13 protein-coding genes and 2 riboswitches are annotated in these 14,244 nt (G+C 41.8%); of the genes, 3 read left to right on the top strand and 10 right to left on the bottom strand.

What is annotated here, in order from left to right:
* Window positions 1-7: 7 nt before the first annotated feature.
* From phnG to ACZ5Q7_RS06125, 8 genes are all read right to left on the bottom strand, one after another.
* Complete coding sequence (gene phnG / locus ACZ5Q7_RS06160; RefSeq protein ID WP_343751061.1) at window positions 8-430, bottom strand: phosphonate C-P lyase system protein PhnG; 423 nt, start codon at window positions 428-430, stop codon at window positions 8-10.
* Window positions 431-1,403: 973 nt separating this feature from the next.
* Window positions 1,404-2,192, bottom strand: coding sequence for an HAD family hydrolase (locus tag ACZ5Q7_RS06155; RefSeq protein WP_343751060.1), 789 nt, complete (start codon window positions 2,190-2,192; stop codon window positions 1,404-1,406).
* Window positions 2,193-2,689: 497 nt separating this feature from the next.
* A complete protein-coding gene (locus ACZ5Q7_RS06150) occupies window positions 2,690-3,481 on the bottom strand; it encodes an energy-coupling factor transporter transmembrane component T family protein (protein WP_343751059.1) in 792 nt (263 codons plus the stop codon).
* Complete coding sequence (locus ACZ5Q7_RS06145) at window positions 3,478-5,052, bottom strand: ABC transporter ATP-binding protein (protein WP_343751058.1); 1,575 nt, start codon at window positions 5,050-5,052, stop codon at window positions 3,478-3,480. Before ACZ5Q7_RS06145 ends, ACZ5Q7_RS06150 begins: the two co-directional genes overlap by 4 nt.
* The gene (locus ACZ5Q7_RS06140; RefSeq protein ID WP_343751057.1) at window positions 5,049-5,633 is read right to left on the bottom strand and encodes an ECF transporter S component; all 585 of its coding nucleotides are present in this window, start codon (window positions 5,631-5,633) and stop codon (window positions 5,049-5,051) included. Before ACZ5Q7_RS06140 ends, ACZ5Q7_RS06145 begins: the two co-directional genes overlap by 4 nt.
* Window positions 5,630-6,322 (bottom strand): thiaminase II, encoded by a 693-nt coding sequence (gene tenA / locus ACZ5Q7_RS06135; RefSeq protein ID WP_343751056.1) that lies wholly within the window; start codon window positions 6,320-6,322, stop codon window positions 5,630-5,632. Before tenA ends, ACZ5Q7_RS06140 begins: the two co-directional genes overlap by 4 nt.
* An 81-nt stretch (window positions 6,323-6,403) precedes the next feature.
* Window positions 6,404-6,506, bottom strand: a riboswitch (TPP riboswitch).
* A gap of 506 nt (window positions 6,507-7,012) precedes the next feature.
* Window positions 7,013-7,774, bottom strand: a complete 762-nt coding sequence (locus ACZ5Q7_RS06130) for a 3-oxoacyl-ACP reductase (protein WP_343751055.1) — start codon at window positions 7,772-7,774, stop codon at window positions 7,013-7,015.
* Window positions 7,764-8,693, bottom strand: a complete 930-nt coding sequence (locus tag ACZ5Q7_RS06125; protein ID WP_343751054.1) for an ABC transporter substrate-binding protein — start codon at window positions 8,691-8,693, stop codon at window positions 7,764-7,766. The genes ACZ5Q7_RS06130 and ACZ5Q7_RS06125 overlap by 11 nt, the downstream gene beginning before the upstream one ends.
* Before the next feature lie 137 nt (window positions 8,694-8,830).
* Window positions 8,831-8,937, bottom strand: a riboswitch (TPP riboswitch).
* A 252-nt stretch (window positions 8,938-9,189) separates the two neighbouring features.
* Here ACZ5Q7_RS06125 and ACZ5Q7_RS06120 point away from each other — a divergent pair.
* Window positions 9,190-10,764: a catalase gene (locus ACZ5Q7_RS06120; RefSeq protein WP_343751053.1), complete on the top strand. Its 1,575-nt coding sequence runs from the start codon at window positions 9,190-9,192 to the stop codon at window positions 10,762-10,764.
* 254 nt (window positions 10,765-11,018) lie between these two features.
* Here the strand turns inward: ACZ5Q7_RS06120 and groL are convergent, their stop codons facing one another.
* A complete protein-coding gene (gene groL, locus ACZ5Q7_RS06115) occupies window positions 11,019-12,653 on the bottom strand; it encodes a chaperonin GroEL (RefSeq protein WP_343751052.1) in 1,635 nt (544 codons plus the stop codon).
* A 51-nt stretch (window positions 12,654-12,704) separates the two neighbouring features.
* A complete protein-coding gene (groES, locus tag ACZ5Q7_RS06110; protein ID WP_343751051.1) occupies window positions 12,705-12,989 on the bottom strand; it encodes a co-chaperone GroES in 285 nt (94 codons plus the stop codon).
* Between the two features lie 266 nt (window positions 12,990-13,255).
* Between groES and ACZ5Q7_RS06105 the strand changes: the two genes are divergently transcribed.
* Window positions 13,256-13,966: a CPBP family intramembrane glutamic endopeptidase gene (locus ACZ5Q7_RS06105; RefSeq protein ID WP_343751050.1), complete on the top strand. Its 711-nt coding sequence runs from the start codon at window positions 13,256-13,258 to the stop codon at window positions 13,964-13,966.
* A 64-nt stretch (window positions 13,967-14,030) separates the two neighbouring features.
* On the top strand, window positions 14,031-14,237 hold the full coding sequence (locus ACZ5Q7_RS06100) for a DUF4305 domain-containing protein (protein ID WP_343751049.1): 207 nt from the start codon (window positions 14,031-14,033) through the stop codon (window positions 14,235-14,237).
* The last annotated feature ends 7 nt before the right edge of the window (window positions 14,238-14,244 follow it).

Here is a 14,244-nt window from a genome sequence, read left to right as displayed (position 1 = left end):
TGATGAGCTAGACATCCATCGTTTCGAAATTAACTTTTGTTTCAAAAATTTCCGCCTGCTTTTGTGCTTTTTGTTTTTCTATTTGTTCTTCGGCAGCGATTAATTGATCTTCCCAATCTTTTGTTTCCGGGAGATTAGCTTTATAAGCTGCATCAATAATAGCCAAGTCTTTAGATAATTCATCCTGCATACCTGTTATAAGTCCTATACCAATGCACTGATTAACTTCTGCTTTTGTTTCCGTTATAAGAACTTCTCCTATATAAAATAGTGAGTTTTTTGCAGATTCACGCATCTTCATCATTGTTAATCCGTACCTAGGAGCAACAATTTCCCGATAATCATAGTTGGTGGTGATTATTTCTGCCAGACTCCGTGCCAAACTTGGATCACCTTGAATAAGAATCGTTGTTCTTCGTTTTCTTTTCATTGTTTTAACCTCCTTTTTTCTTCCTTCCTGTTTCCCGTAATTTTAAGATATCATGTGCTTATTAAGTGCATATAAATTAATTGTAAAAAAATTATTAAAATACTTGATAAGAGCAAATATTTATTCCATGTTTTTAGTGTAGTTGTCGAGATACAGCGTTGCTGGTGATTTTCCGTAAAACAGACGATATTGAACTATAAGCATTAAATAATCCCCACCTATAAAGATGGGGATCTCGTGTATGCTTTATTAAATTTATTTAGTATACGGCATTATTCTGGGATAGCTGGTGACTATGGCGGGAGTTGATTTAATTTCTTTTTATTTGTCATAACTCTACGCATACCTGGTGGGGAAACAGTGCAAATCCCATACTTATCGTCATAAAACACGCAACACAGTATTTATACCTGGTGAAACAGCGTAAGCCCGGTACTGATTAGCAAGGCATTCACCAGTAAATTAATAAAAAATGCTGGATATGCTGGATATCATTCCTGAAATTCAGATCTTGTTTGCTAATCGATTTACTTTTTGAGTACATTCAACGACCATATCCTATTCAAACTCATTCAACAAACCATAATAAGCTTGACTGAAATAGATAGGCTTATTATTAAACAATCTGGACCGACGACGCCATTAACGGGGCACAACTTACTCCGTCGAAAATGAGCATTAGATAAGCCATTGACGTCATCTCCAACTTTCCACCTGCTCCACATGAAGCATGCAGGTTTCCCCGCACTCCACGCTCCATCTAACGATATGTACTAGTTGATAAGTTCCTCGTTACCTTCAGACAAACGTATGATAATTAACAATATAGAATTCAAATCATGACGATCAGATCGATGTGGTTTGGTTTGAGGAGAATGATCGGGGATTTTACAAAGGGGACCACCTATATGGGAGTGATCATCATTGGCTAAACGATTTCTTCACGTTTATCATTTTTTAGTTCCGTCACACCTCAGATGGCAAATGACTGAACGAGGTATTTTTCTATAAATTCAGTCAGACCATCCTGTTCATGATGATCGGTTGTAACATCTGCGGCCGCTTTCACTTCTTGGTCAGCATTCGCCATTGCAGCGCTGATTCCTGCATAACGCAGCATTTGGATATCGTTCGGGCCGTCACCGATGGCTGCTGTTTCTTCCGGATTAATGCCAAACGCTCTAATAAGCACTCGAATGGCAGCCCATTTGGAAACACCGGGAGCAATTATCTCAAACCCGTCTTTCCAGTCAATGACATCCGCTGCATCACTAAATAAATGTGACATATGCGAACCATGGTAGCCTGTCCTGACACTGTATTTCAGCACGTTCCGGTAATCTGCATGCCGTAAGTCACCGATATACCTTGGCGGAACCCTACCTTCCCTAGTCCACTCATCAACTTCCTCGCTCGTCTTGTTGCAGTATAGGCCGTCGGTTGTGTGCACAATGATATTGCACGGGATTTCATTTGTTACACGATGAAAGTACGCTTCATCCAGCACAACCGGATTCTTCCGGACAACCCTTCCCGTGAATCCATCATGAATGGAAGCACCATTCAGGCAGATCATCGGTGCTTTCAAGCCAAGCAGACTATGGTAAGGTGCTGTAATCTCATATTGACGCCCTGTCGCCAGAAAAACTTTAACACCCTGGTTTGTCAATCTGCTGATCGTTTCCGCATTGCGTTGTGAAATCTCATTTGATGACGTCAGCAATGTTCCATCCATATCAATAAACAATGCACGTATATTCATTTTTCTCCTCCTTTCTATTACACATCAACCATATCACCTAAATGTAAAGTGTATATTAACTGTATGTAATGATTTAATGAAAAATTGAGGGAAGAATATGACATGATACTGATATAAACTGTCGATGCCTGTAATACGGGGTGTGGTGCTAAATCTTTGGCAGATAATCCTTCCAACTGCAAAAATACACCCTGTACTTTTAGCATATTATCGATAAACAAAGACAACATAGTGCATTTCTGTATTTCCAATCGTAAAGGTTTTCACCTTTACGCTAAACATCACATGCCCCTTCTTCCCACTTGCTTCAAACAAAAGTGTCTTATTCAACTCTTGCGCCCGATCGTATTATATGGGCAGTCATTGTACTGGCTGACCTGTTTTAATAGGTTTTATGTTTGGGGAAGCTAGGGTAGGACGCTTGCGCCCATACCCCGTCCTTAATACTGTCCATCCCTTCCTTGCAAATAGGTAAATTATAGTTACTTGTTTCGAAATTACTTCACAAGTCCCCATCGAATAAAGCCAAGATATGTGGCAATAACTACGATTATCAAGACAGAAATGAGCATTATCGCCGCATACTTGATATCCAATTTACTCCAGCTGATTTGTCTGTAAAACGTTCGATTCCAAGATCCGTCGAAGTTTCGGGCTTCCAGCGCAATGGCAACGCGTTCTGACTTGCGTATCCCCTGTGAAAGCAAGGGAACAGTGTAACCTGCAAGCATTCGAACCTGGGCTAACCTTTTTCCGCTGCGATGAACCCCCCGCACTTTGTGAGCCGCACGTATTTGCGTGAAATCGTCTTTCAATATGGGGATAAACCGAATACCTGCCAAAATAGAATAAGCCCATTTTGGTTTTAGGCGAAGTTGCTGCATCAGACTCAACACTAAACTGGTTACATCAGTAGTCAGAATAAATAACGCTCCGTAAAACAAATACCCAAGTGTCCTGAATCCAATTGTTAATCCATTTTGCAGTCCTACTTCCGTGAATTGGAACCAGCCCCAAGCAAAGTACACTTCCTCCCCCTTTGCAAAAGCAAAGATTCCCCAAAAGCTTAATAAGGACAATAGAAGAAATGGAAGCACAATAAAAGTAATCAGTTGTTTTATCGGCATCCGTACATAGACGAATGTGAGCAAAGCTGGAATCATCATCAGCAAAAAAGTGGTAAGAGGATCTCGAACGACTGAAATAAGGACCATCAACAGCACATGAAGCACTAGTTTCCCTGACGGATTCACTTCTGTATGCTGATTGTTTTCCCCCAGGCTTCTCATACAAATACCGCCTGTTCGGTAGCCTTATTTTGCTGATACGCTTTATATTCCATATTTAAGGGTAATTGCAGACGAGCCTGTTGAACGAGAGTTTGCTGCGCGAAAAACACTTCTGGATCTCCTGTAAACAATAATTGATTATCTGCAAATACGATTAACTTGGTCGCATAGGTGTAAGCGAGCTCTACATCGTGCGTCGTCATAACAATCGTGGTCCCTTCTTTATATAGTTGTTCAAATTGATCCAGTAACTCTTTTGCCATTTTAGCATCCTGGCCGAATGTTGGTTCATCTAGCAACAGTACTTCGTGTCGCTTCAGCAGCATGCTTGCCACACTGAGGCGACGTTTTTGTCCGGTTGACAGCGTATAGGGATTGGCCGTTCGGAGATGTTTCAGTCGAAATTCTTCCAGAAGCTGTTCCACTCGTTGTGCCGTCTCTTCTGCCGGCCATTGCTCCACTTGACCGTCAAAGGCGATTTCTTCTTCCACCGAATCCGTTACAAATTGATGCTCCGGATTTTGAAAGACAAAGCCCATATGATTGGAAAGCATCTCGGTTTTAACTGGTGTTTCAAGCTTGCTTCCCGAAAAATTATATTGGATTCTACCTTCCTGGAGAGGATGGAGACCCATCAATGCACGTAAGTATGAACTCTTTCCAGAGCCATTTGCTCCCATAATCATAACCCATTCGCCCGTTTCGATGGAAACATTCACATGGTCCCACACCGTGTAGTGATTCAATGAAAGTTTCCCTCGCTCCATCTCTATAATGGCGTTTGAGGTCTTTTTTCTTTCTCTAGGTTTGATCGTATCGGGAAGTGTTTCTAACTCTTCCAGGCTATAAGGCCACAGTCTCGGTTTCCATATACCATATTTATCGATCAAATGTATTTGTTCCGTATAAATCTGCTTGGGGGAGCCATCGGCAATCAATTCCCCGTCGTCATTGATCAAGAGAACCCGGTCCATCCAATCAATGATACCTTCCAGCTTATGTTCGATGATCAAGACTGTTTGAGATTCCGGCAAATTTCGCAGCATGTCAATAACGTTTGATGTACCAGAAGGATCTAATTGAGCGGTAGGCTCATCCAAGAACAGTATTTCAGGCTCTAATGCCAGAATCGTTGCAAAAGCCAATCGCTGGCTTGTTCCGCCAGATAACGTATGAATAGGCGTATCTCCCGGTAAATCATGAATTCCGGCTTGTCTTTTCACTCGATTAATCATTTCAGACATATCCTCTGGAGGAACCTGCTGATTCTCCAAACTAAAGGCAATATCTTCATCCACGGTAAGCATACAGAACTGACTTTCCGGGTCTTGAAACAGAACCCCTTTCTGTTCAGGTCCCCAAATATCTCCTTTCATCATTGCTTGAATGAAGTCGGGAATAAGACCTGCCAGTACATGGAGCAGTGTGCTTTTCCCCGATCCACTCGGGCCTAGCAATAATATCTTTTCCCCCTGCTGGATATGGACCTGCATACCTGAAAGCGTTGGGTTATCTCTTCCTGGATACTGCACATGAAGGTCACTGCAGCCAGCATATGAAACAGCACTCATAATTCCCACCGCGCTTTTTGAGTGGATAGCACAATTTCATAACTATTTAAACTGCCCGTTGCCACAAGTTTGTCTGCTATCCATTTACTAAAGGCACCGCAGACCACAATGGAACTCGCAATTCGTACACTGATTGTCATGACTTGAATGAATCCAGTATTGGCCCCAAGCCCTGAGATTAAATAACTGGAAAAAATACTCCCCAAAGAAGCAGAAATAGAAGCAATCGCCAATACTAGAAAATCCCACCGACGATATCTAAAAAGCAAAAAGATTATCTCTGCCCCCAGCGCTTGCATCGCTCCGGTAAAGAGCATGGACAGACCAAATTGACTGCCGGTCAGCAACTCTCCAGAAGCAGCCAGGAATTCCGCTAAAAACGCAACGCCCGGTTTTCGAATGATATAAGCCGCCACTACTCCTGCAACGAACCACATGGGGTATACGATTTGGCCCAGAAAAGGGGCTATAGCATTTGCAAATGTATAAACAGGTCCCCATATCTTATATACCACCCCAAATAAAATAGCGATAATGACAATGAGCATGACTTCTTTTATTGTTAACGTATGCTTTGTCACTGTGAAACCTCTCCTCCTTGTTCACTTTCAGACAGCCATGTTTCAAAGGTATAAGACATTTCCCAAAATTGGAGTTCGTACGCTTTGGCTATAACGAATTGTTCTTTTACCTTCTCTTTTTCCTGTTCATTCATGTTTTCGACAAGCGTGTTTAATAAATCAATCATTTCATTTGTCGAATCCTGGAATTGATCACTCGCGTACATTTTAATCCAATTTCGGTAAATATCAGGTTCCGGCGCTGCATTTTCGTTTATTTTTCCAATATCTGCATACAACCAGTAACAAGGCAACATCGCTGCCACGGACTGTGCCAGATTCCCAGACATGGCTGCTCTATATAAGTGAGATGTGTACGCATAGGCTGTGGGAGCAGGTTTAAAATTCGCCATATCTTCTTCTGTAATGTTTAAAATCTTTGCATGTTCGTGATGAACAGTTAATTCTGCTTGCGCTGTAACTCTTGCCTTGTCAGCCAAAATGGCAGTATGTTTAAAATCATCCGCCTGTGATGCGGCAATCGCATGGACTTTTCCATAATGCTTTAAATAATAGATATCTTGCAAAATATAGTTTTTAAATACTTCCAGTGGTAAATCCCCATTGACGATCCCCTGTACAAATGGGTGATTCAGGCTTTTTTTCCAACTTTCCCTTGTTGCTTCTTTCAGTTGATTAGTAAATGTCATAAAAAAATCCTCCTCTAAACTTTTAAAGATTAGTAGAAGGAAGTATTAGCAAAATTTTCCGCAAAATATTGGCGTACTGAGTTTTTGCCTAATCTACTTCCCTCCGCTGGTGTTAACCAGATCAGGTTCCAAGGGACAAAGGATATTTCCTTTTCTCAGCCGGACGGCGCCCCTAGCAGAAAACTGATATTAAATAATTAATTGCAAATTTAACAAAAACTTTAGTAGAAGTCAACTCTTAATACAAAATGCTGGATTTAATTTCTGAAAGTTCAGGCTCTGTTTGCTAATCGATTTTTTGAGCACATTCATTCAATGACCATATCCTATCCTTTTGGTCAGTATAGCGTATTTCAAAGGGTACATTCTTACACTACACCACTCACGTTATCAATTTTCCCTATATTTTAGCTTTAGACCCGTGCATTTGTGTAAGTTTATCAGCTGTGTGCGCTAAATAAATTCCCGAAAAAGGACAGATCAGAGCAAGTGATCGAAAGTTTGCGATTTGTCGGTCTCGAGACGTTAAAAGACCAGTATCTGGGGAAGTTAGCGGCGGACAAAAATGTCTTCCAATAATGCTCTTCAATACCTTTCATGTATTTGATCGATTCTGCTTGGAAGCAGCACTCACCTGTTCATCATCATGTACTAAAGCTATTCAGGCAAAGGCGAAGATACGTCATATTTTTAATTCATTACTTGTCCACCATCAACAACGAGATTTTGACCGGTAACCACCCGACTCCACCGTGAAGCGAAAAACAAGACTGTATCGGCCAGTTCCTCGGGAGTTGTGACCTGCTTTAACAGGGTATCTTCCTTAATGAGATCAAATACTTCAGGAGGCGTGGGTGAGCTTGCATCGGTCACTCGTAACAACCCTCCTGACACCATATTAACGGTGATTCCATTCGCACCAAGGTCACTTGCCATGTTCCTTGTAAATCCGATTAACGCTGCCTTACTTGTATTATAATCATGATATGGGACCACAGGATCTTGCACGAGATTGGTACCAATATTAATGATTCTGCCAAACTGAAGTGTAGCCATTCCTTCATAGGCAACTTGCGTCGTATGTAAAGCAGCCTTGATGCTTCCTTCTAATTGGACTTGATAATCTTCCCAGTCAATTTTTTTGGCATCTTTCCTGTTCACTGAATCGAATTTAAAATTCACCAATGCGTTATTGACAATCGTTGTAACGGGATGGTTAAAATGCGATTCTGCTTTTTCAAACATATTTTCCACCTGGTCTCTATCAAGCACGTCGGCCTGAATCGCTATCGCTTCACTTCCAATTTTCTCTACGACTTCTTTCGCTTTCTCTTCACTTTGGTAATAGTTCAGAATAACACGTGCACCCTCACGCCCAAATGCTTTGGCGATTTCTGCCCCTAACCCTCTGCTTGCTCCTGTAACCAATACAACCTGGTCTTTAATGTTCATTATGAATTCCTCCTTTGCTATTTTCGAATAACAATCCATTTGTCCAATATTCCTCGGGATCTCCTGAAGCATCTGTAAGCTTCACCTCCTTAAGCCATCTTTGTAAATGATCAAAATAATTGAATGGCATGGAGAAGTCTTTGGTGAAGTAACTTAAAGTTGCGTCTAAAATAGCTGCCTCCACTTGATCCATAGGATTTTTTTTCGTGAATTGATAGTAAATCTTCTTTGCTTCATCTGGCTCATTTAGAATGAAATCACTGCTTCTTCTCAATACCTTCAAAAATCTGCTTATCTCATAACTTCGTCTGCTTAAAACAGCGGGTGAAGTAATTAAAATTAAACTCCCTCCAGCAGGAAGACCCCAATCTTTTAATGAAAAGAACCCCGGTTTATACCCGCGTGCCCGCGCTTCAATGATTTCATGATGCTGTTGTACTGAAAAAGCTAAATCTGCTTCATCATGAATTAACGCCTCGGTATGGTAAAATCCTTTGTTAACCGGAATTAAATCGTGAACATCGCAATGCCCCCCATCTGCTAGAATCAGGGATTTCATAAAGGCTAGTCCTGTTGGTCCAGGTGCACTTGGATAGGTTAACCTTTTCCCAATTATATCCTTAGGTCTTGTAATTCCATTGTTTTTTAGAAACATGACGCCACTGTCAGATTCTAGAAATCTAGTAATTCCAATAACATCGATACTTTTTAACTTATCTTGTACTAAATGCAAAGGTTCTGTGACAGCAATATCCATAGTCCCATTATGTATTTCATCAATCGCATCAAAGTGTTCCTTAGGCTCTATCATTTCAACGTTTAAATCGACTTCTGAAAACCACCCCTTTTCCATTCCAATCAAAAATGGAAGATGGTTTGGATTCAAATACCACTCAAGACCAAATGTTAGGTTCTCCATGTTTATCCTCCCCCCTTTAACAATCTTGTAATTACTCGTAAAACCTTTATCTTTTTTGATGCTCCGCCTACACTAAAGCAATAAAAAAGCAGTACCACGGGAGTGATACTGCTTTTTGTCAATTAAACAATAAGATTGACGCACAGCTAACACTTCCCTTCGCTGGTATTAACCAGATCACAGGTTCAAAGGGTCAAGATATCGAATACCTTATCTCAGCCATATAGCTCCCCTAGCGATTTTTTCATATAATTCATTTTTTTATAATGTAACATAGAAAATCAATTATTGATACCATGAATTACAAAATAGTCTGTTTTGGGAGCCAAGAGCCTTAAGATGGGGTTATGGTGACCAAAGCTGAAATAATCTGGTGATTCACAGTATAAGCTTGAGCTAAAATTTTAGGACCTTTAGCAATTTGTATAAAATTTGTCCTCTATTGGTAAAATAAACGTAATGTAATATGTAAATATGTACTTATGGAGGGTAAAAAATGGATCAAGACAATGATAATCAAGAACATATGACGGAAGGTGAAGATAAGCAGACTTTAACAACGCGGCAGGGACAGCCTGTTAAGTATAATCAAAATTTGCGAACGATAGGTAGTCGAGGCCCAGCAACACTGGAGAATTATCACTTTCTGGAAAAGATGTCCCATTTTGACCGAGAACGTGTACCGGAGCGGGTCGTCCATGCACGCGGTGCCGGGGCGCACGGTTATTTTGAATCCTACGGAAAAGTTGGCGATGAGCCGATTTCTAAATATACACGTGCAAAGGTTTTTCAAGACGCTGGTAAACATACGCCTGTATTTGTCAGATTCTCAACGGTCATCCATGGCAAAGATTCGCCGGAGACCCTGCGAGATCCCCGCGGCTTCGCTGTGAAGTTTTATACTGAAGATGGAAACTGGGATCTTGTCGGGAATAATATAAAAATATTTTTTATCCGCGATGCGATTAAATTTCCTGACTTTATTCATTCGTTTAAGCCCGATCCAATAACGAATATCCAGGATCCAAGGAGGCAGTTTGATTTTGTTACACAAAACCCTGAAACCCTTCATATGATCACATTTATATTCTCCCCGTGGGGAATTCCTGCTAATTATCGCCATATGCAAGGTTCTGGCGTCAATACGTATAAGTGGGTCAATAAAGACGGGGAAGCGGTATTGATCAAATATCATTGGGAACCCAAGCACGGCATTAAAAACTTAACTCAGGAAGAAGCTAGTGAAATTCAGGGCAAGAATTTCAATCATGCAACGCAAGACTTATATGAAGCGATTGAAAATGGCGATTATCCGGAATGGGAACTCTTTGTACAGATCCTTAGTGACGACGAACATCCCGAATTAGATTTCGATCCACTAGATGACACCAAAATTTGGCCCGAAGATCAAGTGCCGTGGTACCCCGTAGGCCGTATGGTGTTAAATAAAAACCCTGATAATTATTTTGCCGAAGTGGAACAATCCGCATTTGGAACTGGGGTTCTTGTCGATGGCTTGGATTTTTCTGATGACAAGATGCTGCAAGGGCGAACTTTTTCCTACTCGGATACGCAGCGATATCGCGTAGGCGCCAATTACTTGCAGCTTCCAATTAATGCGCCAAAAAAACATGTCGCCACAAACCAGCGTGATGGGCAAATGACTTATTATGTTGACGGCGCCGAGGAGCAAAACCCACATGTCAACTATGAACCGTCCGGGCTTGACGGATTACATGAAACCAATGCACCAAAAAAAGAGTATACCCCGCATGTTGAGGGCAATTTGGTTTATGAAAGCATCGAGCGGACCAATGATTTCAAACAAGCAGGGGACACGTACCGGGCGTTTGATCACACAGAGCGCGATGACCTCATTAATAATTTGGTTTCAAATTTAAGCATGTGTAACAAAGACATCCAACAGAAAATGATAGATATGTGTACAAAGGCAGATGAAGATTACGGTCGTCGTTTGGCTGAAGGACTTGAGCAACACACCGACAGAGCTACTGAAAGTGAAGCGGTGAGGGAAGCTGACCAAAAAGGACATCGAACAGATTCTTATTAGGGGGGATCTGAGATATCTGTAATAATAGGACATAGTATAATGAAAACCTTCAACTAGCGGTTTTCAGGAATCACTAACATGCAACACAATCGAATCCTAAACCATGCATCCTAACGATAACACATGTAACTAAAAAAAGGACGTTTCCGCAAAAGTCAACAACTTTTACGAAAACGTCCTTTATGCTTAATTTCTATAAAGTTTTCAATTTTTCACAAGGGCAGAATCCTGTTGTGACAGGCATGGGAGCATGCTTACATCATGCCGCCCATACCGCCCATGCCACCCATGTCAGGTGCTCCGCCGCCGCCATCGCTGTCTTCAGGATTGTCAGCGACGACTGCTTCTGTTGTTAGGAACATAGCAGCAACAGATGCTGCGTTTTGCAGTGCAGAGCGAGTAACTTTAGTCGGATCAACGACGCCAGCTTCAATCATGTTAATCCATTCACCGTTGGCTGCGTTGATTCCGACGCCAACTTCTTCGCCTTTGAGACGTTCAACAACGATGGAACCTTCCATTCCAGCATTGTGGGCAATCTGACGGATGGGCTCTTCCAATGCACGAAGAACAATATTGGCGCCTGTTGCTTCATCGTCTTCAAGCGATAGCTCGCCAATTTTGCTGAGCGCGTTGATAAAGGCCGTACCGCCACCGGAAACGATACCTTCTTCCACAGCTGCGCGAGTGGAGTTCAGGGCATCCTCAATGCGAAGTTTACGTTCTTTCATTTCCGTTTCGGTAGCCGCACCAACTTTGATAACCGCTACGCCGCCCGCCATCTTTGCCAGACGTTCTTGCAGCTTCTCTTTGTCAAACTCGGATGTTGACTCTTCAGCCTGCGCACGAACCTGAGATACACGCTGGGAAATAGCTTCGGGCTTGCCGGCGCCTTCCACAATGGTTGTATTGTCTTTCGTTACAACAATCTTATTGGCTCGTCCAAGCTGATCGATGGTCGCGCTTTTCAAGTCAAGTCCAAGATCTTCTGTGATAACCTCAGCACCGGTTAATGTTGCGATATCTTCAAGCATAGCTTTACGACGGTCGCCGAAGCCTGGTGCTTTAACGGCAACAGCATTAAATGTGCCGCGCAGTTTGTTCATAACAAGCGTGGCCAGTGCTTCTCCTTCCACGTCTTCAGCAATGATTAAGATCGGCTTGCTTTGCTGAACAACTTGTTCAAGAACCGGCAATACTTCCTGGATATTTCCGATCTTTTTATCGGTAATCAGGACATATGGGTCTTCCAGTTCAGCCACCATTTGTTCCTGGTCGCTGACCATATATGGGGAAGCATAACCACGATCGAATTGCATACCTTCCACAACTTCCAATTCGGTGTTGAAACCTTTGGACTCTTCAATCGTAATAACCCCGTCATTACCGACACGTTCCATGGCTTCAGCAATCAGGTTACCAACCTCATCATCGTCGGAAGAAATGGATGCAACCTGGGAAATGGAATCTTTCCCTTCAATCGGATTGGAAATACCTTTCAGTTCATTAACGGCAACTTCAACCGCTTTTTCAATACCGCGGCGGATGCCAACCGGATTAGCACCGGATGCAACGTTTTTAAGTCCTTCACGGATCATGGCTTGTGCCAGGACGGTTGCCGTTGTTGTACCGTCACCGGCAATATCGTTCGTTTTGGAAGCTACTTCGGATACAAGTTGTGCCCCCATATTTTCAAATTGGTCTTCCAACTCAATTTCTTTCGCAATGGTAACACCATCATTTGTAATTAATGGCGAACCGAATTTTTTATCAAGCACAACATTACGGCCTTTTGGTCCCAATGTAACTTTCACGGCATCTGCCAGTGTATCAACACCGTTCAGTAGCGCACGACGACCATCTTCACTGAATTTAAGCTCTTTTGCCATAACTATTCGACCTCCTCAAATGGATATATGTTATTTCCGATATTCGGACAGTTAGCCTACAACAGCCAAAATATCGCTTTCTCGAAGAATTAAGTATTCCTTATCATCGTAATTCACTTCTGTTCCGGCAAATTTGGAATAAATCACGCGGTCTCCTTCTTTAACTTCCGGCGCTACTCTTTCACCGTTATCTGCCGGGCGTCCGGAACCAACTGCTACGACATTGCCTTCCTGTGGTTTTTCCTGTGCTGAATCAGGAAGGACGATACCACTTTTAGTCGTTTCCTCCTGCTCCACAAGTTCAATGACTACACGATCTCCTAGTGGCTTTATCATGTCGACAACCTCCTTCATTCCATCTCAATTTATTTGTTAGCACTCTTTGTTAGCGAGTGCTAATTCCAATTATTATAATATATAATTCATTTCAAAAATGCAAGCCTTACGGGATGAAAATTTTAGACTTTTAATAAGCGTCGACCATTCTATTATAAGCTATACAAAAAATATGATAAAATAATAATGGCGTTTTATACAGAATTGATCTTTTTTACCACGCATAAACTGTATAAAGCAAACCTCTACGAAGGAGTCGTTTTATTTTGGCAAAACGGTACTGGTATGTCATTTTAACATATATCATTATGCAATTTTCAGGTTTACTGTTTGTACCGCTTTTATGGGTCCTGACACCCTTGAGCAGATATGATGCGACGATTTACTGGTCGGTCATCAGCTTCTTGATTGGACTTGTCGTCGTTCTATGGTTGTTACGGCCGGATATGAAACAAAATAATAGTTCACAGGCCGCGGGAGTCGGTCGCATCATTTTATGGTCGGCAGCCGGTCTGGTCATGGCTTATATTTCTAATTCCATGGCATCGTCCATTGAAAGGGTTTTATTTGGCGTTGATCCAACTTCCCAGAATACAGAGATGATTATGGATATTACTCGCTCTGTACCTGTTTTTGCTGCCATCACCACGATTATAGCACCCATTCTGGAAGAAATCGTTTTCCGCAAAATCATTTTCGGAGAACTGTATAAACGCATGAACTTTTTTATCGCTGCGGTACTTTCCGCTCTTATTTTCAGTGTTATTCACATGGAGTTGGCGCATACGCTTGTCTATGCTTCCATGGGATTTGTCTTTGCGTTCGTTTATGTAAAAACCAAACGTATTATCGTGCCTATCATTGTTCATATGGCAATGAACTCCATCTCCGTCCTTGTATTAACATTTGGCGCAGACTATATCGAAAACAAGCTGAAACAGTTGGAGGACATGCAAACCATTCTTTTCCCATTTTAAGATGGTCTCCACTCTCTCGTTCCATTAACATGACAACAAACACACCAGTCAAGGGGCAAAAATTATGATTAAAATGACACCAAAAACGATGGCAATCATCTATTTTCTGATAGGGGCCATGTTCATAAGCGTTGCTGTGCAAGTCACAGGCGAGTCCATATGGCGTTTTCCTACCATCCTGCTTGCCCTTGTAGCGACACTTGAATTTGGTGTCGGCATCCGGATGTTGATTATTCATTTCAAAATTAAAAGCCAAAAGAAAAAGAAGTAATACCCAA

Source organism: Lentibacillus halophilus (assembly GCF_055395055.1).
The sequence above is the reverse complement of the archived record's forward strand: the minus strand, read 5'-3'. Positions and strand labels throughout refer to the sequence as shown.